The sequence below is a fragment of the Pararhodobacter oceanensis genome (assembly GCF_003076755.1).
Classification (GTDB): Bacteria; Pseudomonadota; Alphaproteobacteria; order Rhodobacterales; family Rhodobacteraceae; genus Pararhodobacter; species Pararhodobacter oceanensis.
Window position 1 is genome coordinate 62,152 of record NZ_QDKM01000011.1, and the last position, 22,053, is coordinate 84,204.

At 61.1% G+C, this 22,053-nt stretch carries 19 protein-coding genes, 1 tRNA gene and 1 pseudogene; 11 read left to right on the forward strand and 10 right to left on the reverse strand.

What is annotated here, in order from left to right; all coding sequences use genetic code 11:
- Positions 1 to 89 precede the first annotated feature (89 nt).
- The 3 genes from DDE20_RS16800 to DDE20_RS16810 all read left to right on the forward strand — a co-directional run bounded on the left by DDE20_RS16800 (position 90) and on the right by DDE20_RS16810 (position 4,917).
- Positions 90 to 626, forward strand: a complete 537-nt coding sequence (locus tag DDE20_RS16800; RefSeq protein ID WP_116559694.1) for a cytochrome b — start codon at positions 90 to 92, stop codon at positions 624 to 626.
- An 86-nt stretch (positions 627 to 712) separates the two neighbouring features.
- Entirely contained in the window at positions 713 to 1,825 is a 1,113-nt protein-coding gene (locus DDE20_RS16805) for an efflux RND transporter periplasmic adaptor subunit (RefSeq protein ID WP_240608157.1), read from the forward strand.
- Entirely contained in the window at positions 1,822 to 4,917 is a 3,096-nt protein-coding gene (locus tag DDE20_RS16810; RefSeq protein ID WP_116559696.1) for an efflux RND transporter permease subunit, read from the forward strand. Before DDE20_RS16805 ends, DDE20_RS16810 begins: the two co-directional genes overlap by 4 nt.
- Before the next feature lie 173 nt (positions 4,918 to 5,090).
- Here the strand turns inward: DDE20_RS16810 and DDE20_RS16815 are convergent.
- A pseudogene (locus DDE20_RS16815) lies at positions 5,091 to 5,276 on the reverse strand (LysE family translocator); the annotation flags it as partial.
- On the opposite strand from DDE20_RS16815, the gene DDE20_RS16820 reads away from it, so the two are divergent.
- Entirely contained in the window at positions 5,263 to 5,919 is a 657-nt protein-coding gene (locus tag DDE20_RS16820; protein ID WP_116559697.1) for a GlxA family transcriptional regulator, read from the forward strand. The pseudogene DDE20_RS16815 and the gene DDE20_RS16820 sit on opposite strands and share 14 nt — an antisense overlap.
- Before the next feature lie 45 nt (positions 5,920 to 5,964).
- Here the strand turns inward: DDE20_RS16820 and DDE20_RS16825 are convergent, their stop codons facing one another.
- Positions 5,965 to 6,513 (reverse strand): hypothetical protein, encoded by a 549-nt coding sequence (locus tag DDE20_RS16825; RefSeq protein WP_133240366.1) that lies wholly within the window; start codon positions 6,511 to 6,513, stop codon positions 5,965 to 5,967.
- Positions 6,514 to 6,591: 78 nt separating this feature from the next.
- On the opposite strand from DDE20_RS16825, the gene DDE20_RS16830 reads away from it, so the two are divergent.
- Positions 6,592 to 7,167 (forward strand): Crp/Fnr family transcriptional regulator, encoded by a 576-nt coding sequence (locus DDE20_RS16830; protein ID WP_116559699.1) that lies wholly within the window; start codon positions 6,592 to 6,594, stop codon positions 7,165 to 7,167.
- A 241-nt stretch (positions 7,168 to 7,408) separates the two neighbouring features.
- On the forward strand, positions 7,409 to 8,749 hold the full coding sequence (gene dddP, locus DDE20_RS16835) for a dimethylsulfonioproprionate lyase DddP (RefSeq protein WP_116559700.1): 1,341 nt from the start codon (positions 7,409 to 7,411) through the stop codon (positions 8,747 to 8,749).
- A 27-nt stretch (positions 8,750 to 8,776) separates the two neighbouring features.
- Here the strand turns inward: dddP and chrA are convergent, their stop codons facing one another.
- Both chrA and DDE20_RS16845 read right to left on the reverse strand, forming a co-directional pair.
- The gene (gene chrA, locus DDE20_RS16840; protein ID WP_240608159.1) at positions 8,777 to 9,994 is read right to left on the reverse strand and encodes a chromate efflux transporter; all 1,218 of its coding nucleotides are present in this window, start codon (positions 9,992 to 9,994) and stop codon (positions 8,777 to 8,779) included.
- Positions 9,995 to 10,249: 255 nt separating this feature from the next.
- Complete coding sequence (locus tag DDE20_RS16845) at positions 10,250 to 10,456, reverse strand: ParD-like family protein (protein ID WP_116559701.1); 207 nt, start codon at positions 10,454 to 10,456, stop codon at positions 10,250 to 10,252.
- A gap of 116 nt (positions 10,457 to 10,572) precedes the next feature.
- Between DDE20_RS16845 and map the strand changes: the two genes are divergently transcribed.
- Positions 10,573 to 11,412 (forward strand): type I methionyl aminopeptidase, encoded by an 840-nt coding sequence (map, locus tag DDE20_RS16850; protein ID WP_116559702.1) that lies wholly within the window; start codon positions 10,573 to 10,575, stop codon positions 11,410 to 11,412.
- Positions 11,413 to 11,431: 19 nt separating this feature from the next.
- Here map and DDE20_RS16855 read toward each other — a convergent pair whose 3' ends face one another.
- Genes DDE20_RS16855 through DDE20_RS16870 form a run of 3 tightly spaced genes read right to left on the reverse strand, consistent with a single transcriptional unit; the run spans position 11,432 to position 13,458 of the window.
- Positions 11,432 to 12,118 carry a class I SAM-dependent methyltransferase gene (locus tag DDE20_RS16855; protein ID WP_240608161.1) on the reverse strand — a complete coding sequence of 229 codons (687 nt, stop codon included), beginning with the start codon at positions 12,116 to 12,118 and terminating at the stop codon, positions 11,432 to 11,434.
- The gene (locus DDE20_RS16865) at positions 12,115 to 13,011 is read right to left on the reverse strand and encodes an NAD(P)/FAD-dependent oxidoreductase (protein ID WP_116559703.1); all 897 of its coding nucleotides are present in this window, start codon (positions 13,009 to 13,011) and stop codon (positions 12,115 to 12,117) included. Before DDE20_RS16865 ends, DDE20_RS16855 begins: the two co-directional genes overlap by 4 nt.
- Positions 13,012 to 13,458: an RrF2 family transcriptional regulator gene (locus DDE20_RS16870; protein WP_116559704.1), complete on the reverse strand. Its 447-nt coding sequence runs from the start codon at positions 13,456 to 13,458 to the stop codon at positions 13,012 to 13,014.
- 507 nt (positions 13,459 to 13,965) lie between these two features.
- On the opposite strand from DDE20_RS16870, the gene DDE20_RS16875 reads away from it, so the two are divergent.
- The 4 genes from DDE20_RS16875 to DDE20_RS16890 all read left to right on the forward strand — a co-directional run bounded on the left by DDE20_RS16875 (position 13,966) and on the right by DDE20_RS16890 (position 19,963).
- A complete protein-coding gene (locus DDE20_RS16875) occupies positions 13,966 to 15,036 on the forward strand; it encodes a siderophore-interacting protein (protein ID WP_133240367.1) in 1,071 nt (356 codons plus the stop codon).
- A gap of 88 nt (positions 15,037 to 15,124) precedes the next feature.
- Positions 15,125 to 17,437 (forward strand): TonB-dependent receptor domain-containing protein, encoded by a 2,313-nt coding sequence (locus tag DDE20_RS16880; protein ID WP_116559706.1) that lies wholly within the window; start codon positions 15,125 to 15,127, stop codon positions 17,435 to 17,437.
- A gap of 4 nt (positions 17,438 to 17,441) precedes the next feature.
- Entirely contained in the window at positions 17,442 to 19,148 is a 1,707-nt protein-coding gene (locus DDE20_RS16885; RefSeq protein ID WP_116559707.1) for an ABC transporter ATP-binding protein/permease, read from the forward strand.
- Positions 19,145 to 19,963 carry a ChaN family lipoprotein gene (locus DDE20_RS16890; RefSeq protein WP_116559708.1) on the forward strand — a complete coding sequence of 273 codons (819 nt, stop codon included), beginning with the start codon at positions 19,145 to 19,147 and terminating at the stop codon, positions 19,961 to 19,963. Before DDE20_RS16885 ends, DDE20_RS16890 begins: the two co-directional genes overlap by 4 nt.
- Positions 19,964 to 20,289: 326 nt before the next feature.
- On the opposite strand, the gene DDE20_RS18900 is transcribed toward DDE20_RS16890, so the two are convergent.
- The 3 genes from DDE20_RS18900 to DDE20_RS16900 all read right to left on the reverse strand — a co-directional run bounded on the left by DDE20_RS18900 (position 20,290) and on the right by DDE20_RS16900 (position 22,024).
- Positions 20,290 to 20,823 carry a hypothetical protein gene (locus DDE20_RS18900; RefSeq protein ID WP_133240368.1) on the reverse strand — a complete coding sequence of 178 codons (534 nt, stop codon included), beginning with the start codon at positions 20,821 to 20,823 and terminating at the stop codon, positions 20,290 to 20,292.
- A gap of 78 nt (positions 20,824 to 20,901) precedes the next feature.
- Positions 20,902 to 20,976 (reverse strand) — tRNA-Asn (locus tag DDE20_RS16895).
- A gap of 94 nt (positions 20,977 to 21,070) precedes the next feature.
- Entirely contained in the window at positions 21,071 to 22,024 is a 954-nt protein-coding gene (locus DDE20_RS16900) for an MBL fold metallo-hydrolase (protein WP_116559709.1), read from the reverse strand.
- Between the last annotated feature and the right edge of the window lie 29 nt (positions 22,025 to 22,053).

Sequence of the window (22,053 nt, forward strand, 5' to 3'; positions counted from 1 at the left end):
TTTTTTTCACAAATATCCAACTTCTTGGCGACGGAAACCCCTTTGGCATGCGTGTCACAACCAACCACATTCGCAAGAAAGATATCCTCATGAGCAATTTGTCAGATAGTCCCGACCGGTTTGGATTGGTAAGCCGCGCCTTTCATTGGGGGATGGCCGCTTTATTTGCCGCGCAATTCCTCTCTGCCGCTGCGCATTGGGCGCTGCCCCGTGAAAGCGCTCTGCGCGGGACGCTCTGGAGCTACCACACAAATCTGGGCACGACGCTATTCCTGTTGGTTTTGCTGCGGGGCGTTTGGGGGCTTTTGAACCTTCGCAACCGCCCGGCGCATGCGAATTTTATCGGGCAGGCGGCCAAACTCGGGCATCTCGCGCTGTATGCCTTGATGGTGATCGTGCCCGCGGTCAGGCTTGTTGCCTCTGCCGGCGGGACGCGCGGGTTCAGCTATTTTGGCATTTCGATCTTTCCGGCGCGCGAGACAGCGATTGCCTGGACGCAAGTTGCGGCTGAATGGCACGGGGCAATGGGTTGGATCCTTGCCGCCTTGGTCCTCGGGCATATCGCGATGGCTGTGGTCTGGCACCGTTTGATCAAACGTGATGACGTGTTGAGCCAGATGGCCTGACGCCTGATCCGGGTTACACACCGAATGCCGACGATCGCCCATTTGGCGATACGCACTGAGGAGCTTCGAATATCTTGAAGAAAGTTATGGTTACTATCCTGTCACTCGGTGTGCTTGCGGGGGCCTATGGCTTTGCATTTGGTGTGCCCGACCAGATCTCGCATATCTGGAGCGATGCGCCCGCCGAGGATGCTGGCCCGCCCGCTGGTGCCGCTGCAGGTCCGCCCGGACAAAGCCGGAGCACAACTGTTGTCCTTGCGCCACTTGAGGAGCGCAGTCACACGCTGGTCCTGCGCACGATCGGCAGCGCGGTGTCCCTGCGTCGCGCCGATGTGGTCGCCACCGAGGCGGGTGAGGTTGTGCAAACCAACCTGCGGGCCAATACGATGGTCGAACGGGGTGACGTGCTTCTGCGCCTTGATGACCGCACGCAGCGCCTGTCGCTCGAGATTGCACAGGCCAATCGCGATCAGGCGCAGGCCACGGTCACGCGCTATGAGACGCTGAACAACAATGGCAGTTCTGTGGTCACCGATGTGGCCCTGTCTGAAGCCGAAGTCGCGCTAAGATTGGCGCAGGCCAATGTCGGGCTGGCCGAGGTGGCGCTGGAAAATCGCACCATCGTCGCGCCGATCTCCGGTCGTCTTGGGCTGAGCGAGGTCAGTGTCGGGGACAACCTGTCGTCGGGCGATACGGTGGTGACGGTCGATGATACCACCACGCTGCTTGCGGAATTCGAAGTGCCCGAACGCTCTTTCGGGCTTTTGGCGGAAGGCAAACCCGTCTTTATCACCACGCCGACCCATGCCGGTCAGGTTTTTGAGGGCAGTATCACCGCATTCGACAGCCGTCTCGACAGCATCACCCGCAGCGTGACCGTGCAGGCCGAAATCGACAATGCAGAAGGCGTGTTGCTGTCGGGCATGACCTTTGCGGTGCGCATGCTTGAGGAGACCGCCGCCTTGCCGGTCGTGCCCGCCACCGCGATCACATGGGACCGTGGTGGCGCGGGGATTTGGGTCGCAGCAGAGGGCACCGCCAGCCGCGTTCCGATCACCATTCGCTACCGCGACGGTGATCTGGTCTGGATTGAAACCGACGCGCCCATCGGGGCCCAGATCGTGATCGAAGGCGCGTCCAAACTGCGTGACGGCGCGCAAATCGCGGTGGCGCAACCCGCTGAAGGTCAGGGCATATGAGTTTCGAGAAAAGGGCCCATAAAGCCGGATTCGCCGATATTTTCGTCGCGCGTCCGATCCTCGGGATTGTTCTGAACCTGCTGATCATCATTGCCGGCCTTGCGGCGTTGACCAGCGTCGATATTCGCGAAATGCCCGATGTGGACCAGCCGGTTCTGTCGATCCGCACCACCTATGACGGGGCGGTGGCGAGCACAGTGGATACCGAAGTCACCCAGGTTCTTGAGGATGCGCTGAGCGCCCTTGAGGGCATGTCCTATATTGAATCGACCTCGAGCACAGGCTCGAGCCGTATCACCATTGACCTGTCGGACGGCACCGATGTGGATGTTGCCGCCAATGAAGCGCGCGAGATCGTGTCAAACACCCTGCGCTCCTTGCCCGACGATATCGACGACCCGAGCGTCAGCAAGAGTGACAGCAATTCGGATGCGATTATCCGGCTGGCCCTGTTGGGCGACGCCAGCTTGGATGAACTGACCCAGATTGCCGAGGGGCTGGTCTATGAACGCCTGTCACTGATCGACGGGATCGCCGAAGTCACCGTGCGCGGCAACCGTGCCAATGAATTCCGCGTGGCGTTGAGTATGCCCTCGTTGCTCAGCCGTGGTTTGACGATCTTTGATGTCTCCAGCGCCTTGGAACAATTGCGCGACGATACCGCATTGGGGTCGCTTTCGTCGGAAACCCGGACCCTTGCTTTGCGGGTCGGCAACGCAGATGTCACGGTTGAAACCGTCAACTCGCTGCCGGTTAACGCCACCACGCAAATCGCCGATGTGGCCTTTGTCCAACTGATCCCCGAAGACACAAGCGTCTATACACGGGTGAATGGCGAAACCGCCGTCGGTCTTGATATTACGCGGCAATCGGTGGGCAATACGCTTGAAATCTCTCGCGATGTGAGCGTGGCTCTCGAAGAGTTGCGCGCGCAATTGCCCGGTGACGTGCAGCTTTTGGTGACATCGGACGACGGGATATTCATCGAAGGCTCGATCAACGAGGTGGTGAAATCCATACTGCTGGCGACTGCGATCGTGATTGCGGTGATCTTCTTGTTCCTGCGCTCACCCCGCGCGACGCTGATCCCTGCGATCACCATTCCGGTGGCGTTGATCGGCACATTAGCCGCGGTCTGGCTGACGGGGTTTTCGGTCAACACCATCAGCCTGCTGGCGCTGGTTCTGGCCACAGGGATGGTGGTGGATGACGCGATTGTGGTGATCGAGAATATCGTCCGCAAACGCAAATCGGGACTGGGGGTCTTTGCCGCCGCCGCGTCGGGAACGAACGAAGTGTTCTTTGCCGTCATCTCGACGACAGCCACGCTGGCCGCCGTGTTCATCCCGATTTCCTTCCTGCCGGGGCAGGCGGGGGGTGTGTTCTCGGAATTCGGCTTTGTGCTGGCCTTTGCGGTGACATTGTCGTCAATCACCGCTCTCACCCTTGCGCCGGTCTTGGCCGCCTTGCTGGACCCGGGAAAGACCCAGATTAAGGGCGCGGAGGCAAAGCCAAGCCGGCTTGCGCAAACCTTTGACCGGGTGATGGATTTTGCGATCCGAACGCCGATGCTGGTGCTTGCGGTGGCGCTTGGGTTTGCGATGATTGCAGGCGGTGCCGCGATGACGCTACCGTCGACGGTGACACCGGAGGAAGACCGCGGGTTTTTCCTTATTCAGGCGCGCGGCGCATCGGATACGACGGTTGACTACCTTGATGCGCAGATCGTTCAGGTCGAGGAAATCCTCACGCCATATCTGGAAAACGGCCAGATTGACGCGGTGCAAAGCATCATCGGTGTGGGCGGCGGCACCAGCGCGTTTATTGTTGTGCGCCTGCCCGACTGGGCCCAGCGTGACTATACGCAGCAAGAGCTGATCGGCCAGATCAGCGGCCGGTTGTCGTCGGTGCCCGGTGTGCAGGTCAGCGCAAGATCGACCAACAGCCTGAATATTCGCGGCGCAGGCAGCGGTCTTGGCTTTGCGATCACCGGCACCAACCTTGAAAACATGACCGAGGCGGCGGACACGCTGGTTGCGGCGATGGCGCAGGACGAGATTTTCCTGAACCCGCAACTGTCAAATGATAGCGTCGTTGCGCAACTGGAGGTCACCGTGGATGCGGCAGCCGCGCGCGACATGGGGTTGAACAGCGCGGATGTCACCAGCCTCGTGCGGGCCTTGGTGCAAGGCGATGTTCCGGTCAGTGTATTTTCCGAGGATACCGAAATCGACGTGAATGTGGTGCCCGGCGGCCCGCCGATCGACGATCCCTCTGATATCGCGTCGATGTCGATCCGCCTTGATAGCGGGGCCTATGTGCCATTGTCAGCCGTCGCCTCGCTGCAAACGGTTGCCAGCGAAGCGCAGATTGAACGCCTCGGCGGATCACTGGCCGTGTCGATGCAGGCCAATCTGGGCGAGGGCGTGGATTTGTCGACGGCGATGGATCAACTTTTGACCATCGCAGACGAAGTTTTGCCCGACGACATGGGCATCATCTTTACCGGCGAGGCCGCGACGCTGGATGACACAGCCGCCGGAATGTATGCCGTCTTCGGCGTGGCTTTGCTCGTCGTGCTGCTGGTTCTGGCGGCGCAGTTCGAGAGTTTTGCAAGCGCCGTCGTCATCATGATGACGGTTCCCTTTGGCCTTGCAGCGGCGCTGCTGGCGATTTCGCTGACCGGCGGATCGTTGAATTACTACAGCCAGATCGGGCTGGTCATGCTGATCGGGGTGATGGCCAAGAACGGGATCCTGATCGTTGAATTCGCCAACCAGTTGCGCGAGGCGGGGGAAGATATCGACAGCGCCATTCGCAACGCGCTCCGGCTGCGGATCCGGCCGGTGATGATGACCATGGTGTCCACCGTCTTTGGGGGGCTGCCGCTGATCCTGACATCCGGCGCCGGTGCCGAAGCACGTATTGCTGTCGGCTGGGTGATCGTCGGCGGGCTTGGCTTTGCGACGGTATTCACGCTGTTTTTGACGCCAATTTTCTATCGCTGGATCGCCGTTTGGGGGGCCGCACCCGGGGCCGCATCAAAAAGGCTTAGGGCCGAGGCTGCCGGTGACGCAGGCGCATCGTTTTGAACGATGACTAGGTATGCGCTTGGACGCTAAGTGTAGGCCGTGACACGTCTTGAGGCTCGGAGCAGCGCCCTATGTCGGGAGGCTGACCTGCCTTGTTGCTCAGATGGGGGTTTGGGCAAGAACGTGAGGCATGGCTCAGCCGAATGCCATCCAGACAGCAACAGCCGCCAAAGCGCCAAAGCGCCAAAGCCGATGGCGGCGGTCACGATCCATGTGGCCATGTGATAGCCCATATTGGCCGGCATGGTCGCTTTCATCCCGAAGCGCGCGCCATTTGCCGCGAAGAACATATTGCCGGGCCCGGGGCTGTAGGCGAGCGGAAACAGAAAAACGAGCAGGGCGGCGATGGTCGTTGTCATGGGGGCCTGCGCGGGCGCGTTCTGGCTGGGCCATGCCGGTGCGCTGGATGGCCGACCGGTGACCACCCATTGGGCGCTGGAGGCGGAGTTTCGCGCCGCCTTTCCGCGCGCTGATCTGCACCCCGAGCATCTGCTGATTGATGACCATGACATTGTGACTGCAGGCGGGGTCATGGCCTGGGTCGATCTGGGGCTGTTCCTTGTGCGCCGCTGGCTGGGGGCGGAGGTGGTCTTGCGCAGCTGCCGCCATATGTTGATCGACCCCCAAGGGCGCGAGCAGCGCAACTATCGCAGCTTCCGCCCGCGCTTGGATCATGGCGACGCCGCCATTCGCGACATCCAGCGCTGGGTGGAAAAGAACGCCACATCGGACCTAACGCTCGCCACTCTGGCGACCAAAGCCGCAATGAGTGAACGCACGTTCCAGCGCCGCTTTACCCTCGCCACGGGGCTGCCAGTGAGCCGCTACATTCAGGAACTGCGGATTGAAAAGGCGCGCGGTCTTCTGGAGCGCACGACACTGCCGGTCAGCGAAATCTGCTGGGCGGTCGGCTATACCGATGTCTCGGGTTTCAGCCGCCTGTTCCGCTCGGTCTGCGGGGTCAGCGCGGGCGAATACAGGCGGCGGTTTTCTGTGGCGTGACCGTCGCTAAGGGCCGCAAGGCGGGACGAAGCGACCGGTTCCCAACTATGGATGAAACCCGGCTTTTGATAGCCGGATCCGGTTAAATCCCGTCAACAGGACCGAGATCACGGCCAAGGTTGTCAGAACGGACTTGAGTATCGACGCCGAGCTGGCGGCATAGACCAAGGGAGCAGACACCTCTGGCCAGCTCCAGATCATCGCGACGATCCCGAGGTTCTCGAGATAATCGAACAGCGCGGCAGCAATCGACAAGGCGATGCCAAAGCGGACCAGCGTCCGGTTTTGCAGGCGTTGTCCCAGCCAGCAGATCGCGGAAACCAGTGTCAGCGCGAGCATTGCCGGATAGATGGTGTCCAGAGCGATCTGGCGAATGATGTAATAGCTGCGACCGTCCGCTCCTAGCGCGTCAAGAAGCGCCGCGGCTTCAGCCGGGCCATAGCCGGTGGGGCGCATGTCGAAGGGGATCTGCCCCGAAACCGCTTGGATATGGGCAAGGGTGACGCTTATCATCAGCGTATAGATAGACGCAGCAACCACAGCTGAACCAACCGCAAGCATTCCCATGTGTCTGGACAGAAATCTGTTCGTCATTTTGTAACCTCCTTGATCTGTGCCACATATGCCCGCAGCGGGATACCCCCGCATTATCATTTGATAAGGCCCGCGAAGATGGATTTACGGACATTCCTGATGCAGTCGCCCGACCTGCCGGACGTGGCTTGCGCGGATGAGTTTGCATCTGGTTGGACGGGGCAGCGCTTGGCAAAAGGGGCGTATCTCACCCGCCAGGAATTCCCCGAGACAGGTGAATTCATCCTTTTAAATGGGTGTCTGGCGAGTAGTATCTGTGATCAGGACGGCAAAGAGATCTGCGTGGGTTTTTATGTCGGTCCCTGTGTTGTAACGCCAAATATTGCCCGAACACGCGACGGCTTGTCGCTTGTATCCATTGTGGCCATGAGTGATTCCGTGCTGGCACGGATTGACAGTGACGAGCTTACAAATCGGATGATTTTGGCGGAACCGGTCCGCAATTGGGCCAATGGTATTCTGCGGGAGGCATTGAGCCGGAAGGTGGATCGCGAGTGGTGTCTTGCCGCACTGGGTGGTGCTGAGCGGCTTGCTTGGTTTCGTCAGACATATCCGGGCTATGAAGACATCTTTCCCCATACGTTGATTGCCTCCTATCTGGGCGTCACACCCGTCACAATGAGCCGCCTGCGCACGAGCGACAAAAGCCGGTAGGGCGCAGCCATGCGCGCGCCGCGCCCTGCTTGGAATAGGGGTGCCAACCGCGGTCTCTATGTCAAAGTAAAACTCGTAGATCGCATGGCTTCTGGCCTGAACAATGAGCCTGCCTCGGTCTCATAACGCAAGACGCAGAATCTTTACGCCATCAAATTAAACGACTCGCCTATAGGTCGCAAACAGACGCGCCCATGCGCAAAAACTATGCATGGTGTCTCCAGATGACGGAGGGCCACCCATGCAGCAGCATCACCGAGACAGCCGCAAAATTGATCCCACCCGCGGTGCGACGCTGGGCGATGGCACGCCCAATGATCAGGACCGGATTGAAATCGGCCCGACCCAACTTGCGATGCGCGAGTGGGAGGGGGCCGATCTGACGCTCCCCGATCTTGCGAAAATGCGCAGCTATCGGCACGCGCGCCTGACCAAGCACATCGTTGATCGCGGTTACGCGGGGCTTCTTATGTTTGATCCGCTCAACATCCGCTATGCCACGGATTCCACCAATATGCAGCTTTGGAACATGCATAACCCGTTCCGCGCGGTGTTGCTTTGTGCGGACGGTTACATGGTCATCTGGGACTATAAAAACGCGCCCTTTCTGAGCACCTTCAATCCATTGGTCGCCGAACAACGCTCGGGCGCCGATTTATTCTATTTTGGTCGTGGCGACAAAATTGATCTGGCCGCCGATGTCTTCGCCAATGAGGTGCGCGGGCTGCTTAAGGATCATGCGCCCAATCAAAAGAAACTCGCGGTCGACAAGATCATGCTGCACGGTTTGACCGCGCTAAGGGCGCAGGGGTTCGAGATCAAGGACGGTGAAGAGGTCACCGAAAAATCCAGATCCATCAAAGGCCCCGACGAGATTCTGGCGATGCGCTGCGCCTCTCATGCCTGCGAGACCAGCGTCAAGGCGATGGAAGATTTCGCCCGCGCGCATGTTGGCAATGGCGAAACATCAGAGGATGAAATCTGGGCCATTCTCCACGCCGAGAACATCAATCGAGGGGGCGAATGGATCGAGACGAGGTTGCTGTCGTCGGGGCAACGCACAAATCCATGGTTTCAGGAATGCGGGCCAAGGATCACCCGACCCAACGAGATCATCAGCTTTGATACCGATTTGATCGGCCCCTATGGCATCTGTGTTGATATCTCGCGCAGTTGGTGGATTGGTGATCAAAAGCCGCCGGCGGATATGATCTATGCGATGCAGCATGCGCATGAGCATATCATGACCAATATGGAGATGCTGAAACCGGGTGTCATGATCCCCGAGTTGACCGCCAATGCCCACCGGCTGGATGACAGGTTTCAGGCGCAGAAATATAGCTGCCTGATGCACGGGGTTGGCTTGTGTGATGAATGGCCCTTGGTTGCCTATCCCGATAAGGCGGTTGTGGGGGCTTTTGACTATCCGCTGGAGGCGGGAATGGCGCTTTGCGTTGAGGCAGCAGTGGGCGAGGTCGGCGGGAGTTTCACCATCAAGCTGGAAGATCAGGTACTGATCACCGAAGATGGCTATGAAAACCTCACGCAATATCCCTTTGATGCCGCTTTGATGGGGAGGTAATTCCGGGCGCCCGGCGGATTTTCATGCTCACATCAGGCCGAGAATGACGCCGCCAGATGCGATCAGCACAACGATGGTCCAGGGCGGTGCCTTCCAGACCGTGAGCAGGACAAAGCCGGTCAGGCCGAGGGCGAAATCATAGGGCGTTAGAATGGCGCTCGTCCACACGGGATCATAGAGCGCGGCGCCCAGAATCCCCACCACGGCGGCGTTGGCACCGCGCATCGCGGCCTGTGCGCGAGGGCGCGACCGGAAGGCATCCCAGAAGGGCAATGTGCCAACCAAGAGCAGAAAGCCGGGAAGGAAGATCGCGATAAGTGCGATGGAGGCCCCAATGAAACCCTTCGCAACAGGTGTGACCGCACCGAGATAGGCAGCGAAGGTGAATAGCGGTCCCGGCACGGCCTGCGCCATGCCGTATCCAGACAGGAACGCGTCATTGCTGACCGCGCCTGACGCCACGACTTCGGCCTGCAAAAGCGGCAGCACGACATGACCGCCGCCGAAAACAAGCGATCCTGCGCGGTAGAAAGCGTCAAACAGGGCAAGACCCTGTGACACTCCGGCAGCAAGGGGCAAGAGGAGCAAGAGCAGGGCAAAGAGCGCCAGCGAGATCGCCCCCAGGCGTTTTGATACGCGAAATGTCAGCTGTCCGATTGCGGGATCAGGGGCCGCGCGGCATAGCCAGAGACCCGCGATCCCCCCAATGAGGATCGCGGCGACTTGCCCGATAGAGCCCGCCGCGAAGATCACGATCAGCAGGGCTGCAAGCGCGATGCTTGCCCGCGCGCGGTCAGGCGTTAGGCTGCGCGCCATCCCCCAGACGGCCTGTGCAACAACGGCAACCGCCACCACCTTGAGGCCGTGGATCAGCCCCTCGCCAACCGGCCCCTCAAAGGCAGCAGCGCCGAAGGCGAAGAGCACCAAAAGCAGCGCCGAGGGCAGGGTGAAGGCTGCCCATGCGGCCAATGCACCAAGGGGGCCGCCCCGCAATAAGCCAAGCGCGAACCCGACCTGACTGCTCGCGGGGCCGGGAAGGAACTGACACAGGGCGACAAGATCGGCGTAACCCGCCTCATCAATCCATTTCCGGCGGGTGACCAACTCATCGCGGAAATAGCCTAGATGCGCGATGGGGCCACCGAATGAGGTCAGGCCCAGCTTCAAGAAGGCGCGAAAAACCTCGCCCGCTGTCCCTTGTGGCATCGGCTTGTCAGCTGCCATCGTTTCTGTGTCCGACGTCATGAAATAGCTCCCGGATTCTGCCCTGCGCCTCGATGCCATAAGGCGTTGCGCGATGAAACCGGCGTTGAGAGCGGCTGGCCTACTTTATGGCACGATGGTTGAGGGGCAGGGGCGGCAGAGGGTCTCCGGGCGCGATCCGGTCATGCTGGCGGCGGGTGGTATCGTGCTAATGCAGATGGAGGGGTTTACCAGATCGAGCAATGGGCCACCGGCGCCTATGCGAGGCATACCGCTGGCAACCGGCAAGGGCAGGTTTCAGGCGGTTTCAATCTGCGGTGTCTGCACATCGGCACTCTTGAGTTGCTGCGCCATGATCTGCCGAAAGGACAGGCTCGGATTTGCTTCGGCAAGCATGCCGACCTTGATCCAGAATTCGGCCTGCGCATTGATCGAACGGCACATGACCGAACTGGACTTGCGCAGTTCCTCATGCAGGTCGTCCCCGATTTTCACGATGCCCATCGACGCCTCTCCTGCGTGTTGTTATACGAAACATATATGATTCGTATATATCGGGACTGGCTGCCGGTCAATCGGACCTCTCTGGCTGCAGTTTGTAATACGCAGAAGGGTTTATGATGGGCGGCTATATCAACGTGCCACGCGCACCACGGGCAGAGGATGCCCGTCGAACCGAATCCATCAAGCTTTACGGGCCGGACGCCTTTGAGGGAATGCGCCGCGCGGGTGCCCTGACGGCCAGATGCCTCGACGGTGTGTCCGATCTTATTCGCCATGGCACCGCTTTGGCCGAGATCAACGCCTTCGTTCTGGAGTTTGCGTCTGCGCATGATGCCAGGCCCGCAACGCTGGGCTACAAAGGTTATCAATACGCCTGCTGCACATCGGTGAACCACGTGGTCTGCCACGGTTTTCCGACTGACAAGAGGCTGCGCGACGGCGATATCGTGAATGTCGATGTCACCCTGATCCATGACGGGTGGCATGGGGATTCAAGCCGGATGTATGCGGTGGGAAAGCCAAAACGCGCGGCGGAACGGCTGATCCAGATCGCGCATGAGGCGATGATGCGGGGGATCAGGGCGGTGCGACCCGGCGCGCATCTGGGGGATATCGGTCATGCGATCCAGAGCTATGCACACTCCCAGCGCTGTTCGGTTGTCCGCGAGTTTTGCGGCCACGGCATCGGGCAGGTGTTTCACGATTCCCCCGATGTCTTGAATTTCGGCAAGGCTGGCACCGGGCCGGAATTGCGGGCGGGTATGATCTTCACCGTCGAACCGATGATCAATCTGGGGGGCGCCGGCGTGAAGATGCTGGCGGACGACTGGACCGCGGTGACGCGGGACCGGTCCCTCTCGGCGCAGTTTGAACATTCGATTGGCGTGACGTCTGAGGGGTGCGAGATCTTCACCCTTTCGCCACAGGGCCTGCACGCCCCCGGGATCGTGCTTTGAAGCAATTGGGTCTGAACGATCAACTCCGGTAGCCAACCCAGCCCTTGAAGGTGAAGGCGGCATAGAAGAGCTGAATATCGGTGAACCCTGCCGCGGCCAAAAGGGCTTGGTCCTGTTGCGGTGCCAGGATCGGCAGGCGGGTGTTGAAGGTTTCAACGCTCTGTGCCGCCTGTTGCCGGGGCATGCCATGGGAGATCATCATTGCCGCGTTCCGGCGCAGCCACATATCCCGATCCGCGCCCTCGGGGACGCTATGGTGCATCACCACCAGCGGCGCCCCCGATCGCAAGCGACGCGCGATCTGTTGCAGGGTGTGCAGGCGCTCATCTTGGGGCAGAAAATGCAGCGTCAGCAAACAGGTCGCGCCGTCAAAAGGGCCGTCCGGCGCATCGTCGATATAGCCTTGGGTGAAGGACACGCGCTGAGAGTGATCGCCGAGCGTGACACGCGCCTGATTGAGCATCTCTGCCGAAGGGTCGATACCGTCAAAATGCCATCCGGGCTGCATCTCTAAGAAGGCGTTCAACTCCAAGCCGCCGCCAGCCCCCAAGACCAAAACGCGGCCAGATGGCGATACGCATTCGGCCAGCAGAACCCCGGCCATGCGGTAAACGTCATATAGGCCGGGAACCAGCCGCTCGGTCCTTGCTGCATAGTCGCTGGTATCGCGGGTGAACGCATGATTGCTTTTGCCGCTCTGAGTCACGGATGGATATCCGGCCAGATCAGAGATCGATGCAGCTGCATGCCCGCCATGGCACCGTCACCAACGGCAAGGGACACGGAATGCGGCATCATCGCTGCGTCACCGCAGGCATATACACCGCGCACCGTGGTTTCCTTTGACCCTTCGACCGCGATCATCTGCCCGATCGGGCCTTGTGCCATGGAGCATCCCAGATTGGCGGGCAATGAACTGGAGGGGGTGACGGTCGGCGCCACAAAGAGGCCGGCAAAGGAGAGGGTGCGGCCACCCCTCAACTGCACATCTGCCTCACCCGAAAGGGCGCGGATGGCTGTGTCTTCAATGGTGATGGCTTTCTGTTCAAGGGCCTGCCGGGCTGCAGGCTCGAGCGTCAGGGCGCCATTGGTGAACAACGTCACCGTGCCCCATTCGCTCAGCAACTCGGCCTGATGCGCTGACATCGGACCGGTCGCGATGACGCCGATGCGGCCTGCGTCCAGTTCGTAGCCATGACAATAGGGGCAATGGAAGACAGACCGCCCCCAACGCTCCTCCAGCCCGTCGATATTTGGCAGGTGGTCGGTGACGCCGGTGGCAAAGAGGAGGCGGCGACCGTGGTGGGTTTGGCCATCGGCGATGGCCACGTCGAAGGCGTCATACTCTCCGTTAACGGCGACGGCCTCGCCGTCAACCCAAGTCAGCGTGGGATAGGCCTCTAGCTGCTGGCGGGCCTCCTTGGCGATGGAGGCGGGGTCGGTGCCGTCCTGACCGAGAAACCCGTGAGACTGGCGTGCCATGCGGTTGCGCCTGTTGCCAGCGTCGATCACGAGCACGGACCTACGCGCACGCAGAAGCTGGAGGGACGCCGACATGCCCGCATAGCTTCCGCCGATGACAATGACATCGTAGATCATTCAGGGCTCTTTCTGTTGAACAAGCGCGGCGTATCGCAGAGCGAAATCCGCAGAAAGGTCGGCTAGGGTGATCTCGCCAAAGCGCGCCAAAAGCAGGGCCTCGGCTTCGGCAAAGGTTTGATCCAGAGCGGCATTGACGGCCTGTTCGACAAGACAGGCGGGTGCCGCGTTGCGATGTCCCACAGCGAAAATCGCGGGCTCTCCCAAAGCATCATGCAATTGGCGCAGCGAAACCGTCGACAGGTCGGCAGTGATACGCCAGCCCCCCGCATGACCCCGCGCCGAGGCTACGATACCGGCCTCCCGCAGGAACGCCATCGTCCGCCGCACCACAACGGGGTTGGTCATCAGGCAGGTGGCAAGATCGTCAGAGGTCATCGGGTCATCACGCTCTGCCATATGGAGGAGAGCATGCAAGACCAAGGAGAGGCGACTGTCTCGTTTCATGTAACTTTAATAGTTATGATTCGGGCCATGTGTCAAGCAAAACGCCAGTTTGCGACGTTTCGTTGGGAACCTGCCGATACTCCGCCGCGATCAGATTGCGAAAGCCTGTGTCATTGCGAAATCCCTTCGGGGTGTCCGAAAGCGTCGGGCGATGATGGCTTGCAGCGCGCTGTTTTTGAGATGGGCGCTAAGTCTGCGACGTAGATATGTGACGCTGGCTTTGGGTTGGGGTGTCGCTTGGCTCCGGTTGCCTGAGCGCGCAGCGGGTCGTTCTCTGGTGAGGCCATGGCGCCTTGCTACACTCACCAAGGGAGGGGTTCCTGAGCCCGTCGGAACAGGCCTCTGTGACGAAAAAGGCTCCTGTGACACAGACTCCGCTATCCGATTTGTCTGCGGGGTTCGATCTTGAAAGATCACGGAGACTTGTTCATAAGACCTCCAATCCAGCGAATCAGCATTCATTGCCCGCCAGACAGATGTTTTCACCTTCTGAGCGGAGCACTCGTGTTGAAACTCCAGACAATTGATCGGCTTGATGCCGGTGTCGATTCGCATTTGGTCCTTGGCGGTCTTGATCCGCGGGCCGAAGCACAGGCTGTGCAGGAACTTTTGCGCAAAATCGCCAATGAGAACGGCATCGCCTCGTTCGAGAGTGCCGAGACGGTAACCCTGTCGCTGTTCGGTGGCACCCTAAGCGTCGGTGCGGCTGATCCCGGCGCGAAGATTGTCATCACCGCAGAAGACGACACCGGGCTGTTCCGGCTGCAGCAGATCGTGCTTGGCCTGTCGAGCCATCACAACGTCGCGCTGGCGCCAGAGTGGAGCCGGAGCTGGCCGGACCGTCACTCGCCGAACCTGAAAGTCGCGCAAGTGGTCCATGTCGAGCAGGTCTCGCCAGGGTTTCGCCGGGTCCGTCTGCGCAGTGACGGGTTCCGCGATCTGGAGGACAGCGCACTGCATGTCCGTCTGCTTATTCCGCCGCGGGATCGGGCGCCGATCTGGCCCTGGCTGGATGACAATGGCCGCCAGATCTGGCCCGAGGGCGATGATGCCCTTCACCGTCCGGTCTATACGTTCCGCATGATTGATCCGGCGGCGGGCATCGGGGATGTTGATATCTTCCTGCATGACGGCGGTCGCGTCACCGAGTGGAGCGAAACCGCCGCACCGGGAGAGGTGATCGGCACCATGGGGCCAATCGGCAAATCCCTGCCTGCCTGCGACTGGGTGGCGCTTTTTGGCGATGAGACGGCTCTGCCCGCCATCGCCCGGCATCTTGAGACCCTTCCGGCCGACACCCGAGGAAAGGCGTTTGTGCATCTGCAGGACCTGCGCGACCGGCAGGACCTGACCGCGCCAGCGGGTGTCGAGGTCGAATGGATCACCGGCAAGGGTGAGCCGCTGCTCGATGCCATGCGGGGGCTGAAGATCCCCGAAACCTCGCGCTTTATCTGGTTCGCCTCTGAGAAATCCCAGTGCCAGACGGTCCGTGCCTATTTGCGCGACGATTTGGGCATGACCCGCGACGAGACCCATGTGACCGCGTATTGGACGCGCGCCACGACCGCAACGGACTGACGGCACCCGCCGTCTGCCGCCACCGCGAGCAATCTGCCAGCTTCATCCTAAAAAACCGCCGCATCTCAGCGGCCTACAGGAGGACGTTATGCGTCACTCATTCTCCATGCGCGCGCGTTTGCTCGCCAGTGCTGGCGGGATCGCTTTGCTCTCGCTGGCGCAACCGGCGTCGGCCCAGGCGGTCGATGACGCCGATGAACAACTGCTGCTGACCGAAGACACTGCGGAAACCGCAGGGTTGCTGCACCGGATGCTTGGCCGCATCACCTTCTTTGCCGGCCGTCTGCCGCGACCGGTGCTGGATGTGCCCGCGACCGTCACCGTCATCGACGGTGAAGACCTGCAGGAGCAGGGGGTCACCGACATGCAGCAGATGGCCCGCTATGTGCCCGGCCTGACCGTCAACCGCCAGATCAACGCAGCCCAGCCGTTCAATGATTTCGGCGGCTTCAGCATGCGCGGCGTCGGCGGTAACCGGGTGCTGACGCTGGTCGATGGATCGCGTGTTGCCGAAGCGATCATCGACGGCACCCGCGACTATCTTGATTTCAGCTTTGTGCGGCAGGCCGAAGTGGTCCGCGGCCCGGCCTCGGTGACCTGGGGCGCCGATGCTCTGGGCGGCGTTGTCGCCCTGCAGACGATCGCGCCGGAGGATCTGCTTGAAGGTGGCGAACGGGGCGGTGAGATGCGCACCAGCTATGACAGTTTCACCAATACCCGCACCGGCACCGTCAGCTTTGCGCAGCGTCTCTCGGACCAGCTGTCGGTTCTGGTCGGCTATTCGCATATCGAGGCCAACGAGCCGGAGTTGAGCAACGCCGCAGCGAATGGCGGTCTTTATAGCGATATTCATGGCGGCTGCCCGCGTGATCTTGCGGCCGGTGCAACGCCCTGTAACGCGTTCGACCCGACCGATATCGAGACCGATCACGCGCTGTTCCGCGCCGAATTCCGCCCGACAACCGAGCATCGCTTCAGCTTTACCGCCGATCTGATGCGTCGGGTCACCGATGTTGCGTTCAACCAGAACCTCGGCGATCCGACCGCCTCGGGAACCTATGTCACTTCGGATGACCGCCGGCAGATCCTGCGCCGCAACCGGTTTGCGCTGGAGCACGAGTGGACGCCCGAGAGTGGCATTGTCGACGCGCTGACCACGAGTTTTGGCTATGTGCCGCACAGCTATCTCCGCACTGGTGAGCGGCGCTATAACAACGCATCGGGCGAGACCGAAGTGAGCTGGGATTCACTGGCCTATGACGAGGATTTCTTCGAACTCGACATTCAGGCCCACCGGCGGTTTTCGCTGGGTGCCACCGATCACGAGCTGGTTTTCGGCTTTGATGGTGATATGACCTATACCGATTACGAGCGTATGACGCGGGTGCAGAATATGGTCACCGGCTCGGATGTGACCACCGTCGCAGGTGGCTTTAACTTCGCCAATGCAACGACGCGGCGCAGCGACATTTATGTTCAGGACCGGATCGAGTTTGGCGGCGGACGGTTCGAACTGACCCCGGGTCTGCGCTATGCAACCTATGCGATCGACCCGCGGCCTAATGCCGATTATTCGGTCGTTCCCGGCTCTGAGCCGCAGCGGCGCGACGACAGCGCTTTGCTGGCGGCGCTGGGGGCACGGGCGCATCTGAACGACAACTGGACCCTATGGGCGAATGCCAGTCAGGGCTTCAAGATGCCGACCGCGCAACAGCTCTATACCTCGCTGCCGGGGGCATGGTTCAACCTGATTCCGGCGCCTGATCTGCGCCCGGAATATGTCAATAACTTCGAAATCGGCGCGCGGGGTGAATTCGACCGCGGGTTCGTGTCGGCCAGCCTGTTCCGCGCCGATTATTCCGACTTTATCCAGTCGTTCTATAACCCGCCGGGCACCAGTGATTACACCTATCGCAATATCTCGGAGCGGGAGGTCTGGGGTTTTGAACTGGCCGGTGAAATGCAGATCAACGACGCGCTGACCTTCACCACGTCGCTGAACTACCAAGAGGGTGTCCAGCGCGCCACGCCGACCTCGGCGGAGACTCCGGTCAACCTGCGTCCGCTCAGCGGGGTCATCGGCCTGAACTGGGAATCCCAGAGCCGGCCGCTGGCGGTTGATCTCTATTCGCGCTTTGCGGGCGGTGTGTCCGAGACCTCCTCGGCGACCGGCTTCCGTCCCGGCGGCTATGCGCTGCTGGACCTGTTCGTGCGCTACGATTTGACCGATACGGCGATATTGAGCTTTGGCGTCACCAACCTGTTGGACACGGCCTATTATCAGGACTCGGCAATCGGTGTGACGACGACCCCGTCCGAGGCCGTGGCGCGTCAGAACCCGCTGGACCTGCATATGGGGCCGGACCGCGTGTTCACCTTGCAACTTGCGTCGAGGTTCTGATCAGATGCGCGCAATCTTGAAACGACTGGGGTGGCTGGCCTGGCTGGCCGCCTCAGGGCCCGGGGCCTGGAAGGGGCTCGGGCTTTTCGCATTGATCCTGACGCTGGAATTCGTCGGTATCTGGCTGTCGGTCCAGATGATCAACTGGTCCAAAGCCTTCTATGACGCGCTTGAGCAGATGGATGCCGCCGAAGCCCTCAGGCAGGTCGGTATCTTCGGCATCATTGTCGGCGTGATGTCGGTGACCACCCTCATCGGGTCGTGGCTGACCAAATGGCTGCGGATCAACTGGCGCCAGAACCTGACCGACCGGGCGCTCGCCCTGTGGCTCGATGGCGGCGCCTATTGGCATCTGCGGCCTGGTTTAAGCGCCAACCCGGTTGAAAACCCCGACCAGCGGATCGCCGAGGATTGCAACCGGTTCATCGAGTATCTGCTGAGCTTCAGCATTGATCTGATCACCCGCGTGGTCTCTCTGGTGACCTATCTGGCGGTGCTGTGGAACCTGTCGAACTTCCCCCTGCCGCTGGATTTCATCGGCATCGACGCGGAAATCCCGCGCTATATGGTCTGGGCGGCCTTCGTCTATGTCTTTGGATCCAGCCTGATCACCCATTTTCTGGGCCGTCCGATCAAGAACCTGTCTTTCCGGCAGGAACGCCGCGAGGCCGATTTCCGCCATGCATTGGTGCAGGTGCGTGACCGGGCTGACGAGATTGCGCAATCCGGCGGCGAGGGTGCGGAACGTCGGCGGCTTGATGAGCGTTTTCATGCGGTGCGCACGAATTGGCGGCGTCTGATCGGACAAGAGTTCATCATGGGGCTTTTTGTGACGCCCTATTACCGCTCGGTCCTGCGCATCCCGACCTTTCTGGCGCTGCCGGCCTATTTCGGCGGCGCGGTGACGCTGGGCGGGCTGATGCAGATGGCCGGGGCGTTTTCGCGGGTGACCAACACGCTGAGCTGGTTCATCTTTCGCTACGAACGGCTGGCCCGCTTTGTCGCTGTCTCCGAACGTCTCGAAGGGCTGTTCAGGGCGGCCCGCGCGCCCGATCCGGTGCCCGATGTGCCGCGCGCACTCGAGCGCCGGACCAGCGAGGCCGGGCTGCGCAGCGAGGGGCTGCAGCTTTATACCCCGCTTGGTGTGGCGCTGGCGCCGGTGCCCGACATGGTGATCAGCCCCGGCCAGCGCGTCTGGCTGCGCGGCGCGTCGGGGCAGGGCAAGACAACGCTGCTGTCGGCTCTGCGCGGCGTCTGGCCTTACGGTGTCGGCACTCTGGAGCTGCCTGACGCACCGATGATGGCCCTGCCGCAGGTGCCCTTGGCCTTTGCCGACGGGATGCTGCAGACCCTGACCTATCCGCACGCGCCCTCGGACTATGACCCTGCGCAGCTTGAGGATGTGCTGCGGCGTGTCGGACTGGCGGGGCGGATCCCGCAAACTGACGGACCCGAGGCCTTGCAGGGACTGTCTGTTGGCGAACGCCAGCGGCTTGCCTTGGCCCGCGCGGTGTTGTTGCAACCCGAATGGCTGCTGATCGACGAGGCGACGAGCGCTCTCGATCCCGCCTCCGAGGCCGAGCTTCTCGACCTCTTGCGCCGCGAATTGCCGCGCAGCACGATCCTCTGCGTGGCCCATCGGCCACCGGTGGGGCTGCAACCGGATTACGAGATCCACATCGGCTATGATGAAGAAAGGAAAAGCGCATGACCCCCGGACCCTGGACCCTGCCTGACAGCGGCGAAACCATAGCGCACCCCGAGATGATGGCGCGCGCCGCCGCCGCGCCGGTGGTGTTGCTGGGCGAGCGCCACGACCAAGCCGACCACCACCGCTGGCAGATGCATGTGGCAGCGGGGCTTTTGGCCCATCGCGCAGATATCGTGATCGGGTTCGAAATGTTCCCCGCCCGTCTGAACCCGGTCCTCGGTGAATGGGTGGCTGGACGGTTGACCGAAGAGGCGTTTCTGGCGCAGGCCGAATGGGGCACGGTTTGGGGCTTTGCGCCCGAACTCTACATGCCGCTGTTCGATTTCTGCCGCCTTCACCGGATCGAGATGATCGGCCTCAACTGCCGCCGGGCGCTGGTCAGCGAGGTCGGCGCGGGGGGCTGGGAGGCGATCCCCGAGGACGCCCGCGAGGGGCTGACACCGGCCCTGCCTGCGACGCAGCGCTACCGGCAGTATCTGTTCGATGTCACCGGCGGCGCGCGTCCCGACCGCAAGGCCAAAAGCGCCAGCGACCCCGCCTTTGACCGGTTCGTGCGCGCACAGCAGACCTGGGATCGGGCCTTTGCCTGCCGGATCGCCGACGCCCGCGCGCGCCCTAATCCGCCGCTGGTGATCGGGATCATCGGCCGGGGGCATCTGGAATACCGCGGCGGCACCCCGGCGCAGCTTGAGGATCTGGGGATCCGCGATGCACTGGTCCTGCTGCCACAGGACAACCCGGCGGGCGACCTGCCCAAAGGATTGGGTGACGCGGTATTTACCATGAATACGCCATCAGCGGCAGAGCCGGCCTGAGCCGGTTTGACCGGCGCCAGCTCGACCGGCGCCGGTTTGCCCTGAGACAACATCTCAGGGGCCGGTGGCGGCTATCCTGACCGGGACGGCGCCATAGTTTTCAATGTGAACCAGGGGAAGTCACTGTTGGCGGGGCGAGCGCCAAGCTAGGCGGGGCCGTCCTGATCGACGTAGAGACCCCAACACAAGCCTATGACACCGGCGGGCGCACGCGTGCATTGAAAGCAATTATAGACGCTATGGCGCAGGCGAAAGTGGCCGGAATTGATCCGGATTCGGCGGTAAAGCTGGTTGGGTGGACTAGTGGGGAGTGCCTAAGCGATGAATTATTCAGAGTTTTTAATTTCCGCCATTGGCGGGATTATGACCGGAAACACGATTTTCTTGGTTTTTATTGTTCTACGATTGATCGAAATGGAGAAACAGATGGAAAGCGTTGTGTTTTCTTTGGTGTCAATGATGGGAACTGCAATGCGCTCTTCGAGTGCTTTGCCCGGAAGAACGTCGCTTCCTGAGATCACAAACTTTAACCATTCAGGTGGGACGAATCCGCTCTGCGCAAACCATGCTTGCCCCGGTTTGGGTTCTAATCTTTGAAATGGATAGGGCGCAGCTTTGTATCCTTTCACAGAATACCCCTGAACTCTAACGGGAAGATCTGTTCTATTATTCACTACAAGCTTAATGGTTGCGCCTTTTTCGCCGCGGCCGCCGAACTCCGCCCATACATTCGGCATCGTAGGCGGCGCACTGCGCGTATAGGCAAGATATGAGACCCATAGCGCGCCAGATGAGATCAAGATCGGTAGCCAGGTTACCGCCGCATCTAACCAACCAAACGAGTTGCCTACAGTTTCCAACTCATCCCCCCTGTTCCCCCAGTCTTCCCCAACAGAAAAAGGGCTTAGAGGCGTTGACCTCTAAGCCCTTGAAATCTTTGGCTCCGGCGGTAGGGATCGAACCTACGACCAATTGATTAACAGTCAACTGCTCTACCGCTGAGCTACGCCGGAACACGAGGGCGATATAGCAAGGGGGTTCGGGGGCGTCTAGGGGGTAAGAGGGGTTTCTTTATCTTTTTTGTCAAAAGGTTGATTTTGCCCGATTTCATCGTTGGAAAGAGGGTCGGACCGGCGCGACTTGGGCGTGCAAACCAATCGCTCCGGTGAAACGCAGGACGTGGCGGGTGTCGAGGTCGATGAGATGGGCGAGGACATTGCGCGCGGCGGCGGGCAGGAGGGCTGGCGGGATGTCGGAATAGACCGCGGCGGTGATCTCTTCGATGGTCCGGGCGCCATTTCGCACCGCAGAGACAATCGACGATTCGCGCGACAGCCGGTGGGCGCGCAGGGCGCGGGTGCGAGCGAGGCCGTCATCGATCGGCGCGCCGTGACCGCTGTAATAGCGCAGCGGGCCGAGGGCTTCGATGCGGGTGAGGCTGGCCATGAAATCGGTGAGATCTCCGTCGGGGGGCGAGACGAGGCTGGGCGCCCACTCCATGATGTGATCACCGGTGAACAGCGCGTCACGCCATTGGAAACATAAGTGATTCCCCAGATGGCCGGGCGTATGGAGCGCGGTCAGCCGGTGCCCGCCGGCGTCGACCTCGCCGCCATCGGGCAGGCAGATGTCGGGCTGAAACGCCATATCAACACCCTCGCCGCCGCCGATGTCTGCCGCTGCGAGCGCCTGCATACGCGGTGAGCGGCCGGCCAGCGAATCGCCGAAGGCATAGACCGGGGCGCCGGTGGCTTGCGACAAAGGGCGCGCGGCGGGGGAATGGTCGAGATGCGAATGGGTGACGATGATTTTCGCGATCTGTTGGCCGGGGCGCACGGCGGCGAGAATCGCCGCGAGATGGGGCTCGGAGGCGGGGCCAGGGTCGATCACCATCAGCTCGGTATCGCCCAGAATATAGGTGTTGGTGCCGCGCTCGGTCATCGGCGATGGGTTGGGCGCGAGTAGCAGCCGCAGGCCGGGCTCGAGCGTGAGTGGCTGGCCGGGCAGGGGGGCAAAGCCGCTGGTGGTTGCGGCTTGGGAAATGGGGCTGATTTCGGCCATGTTGGGTCTCGCTAATCGGGAAAACGGCC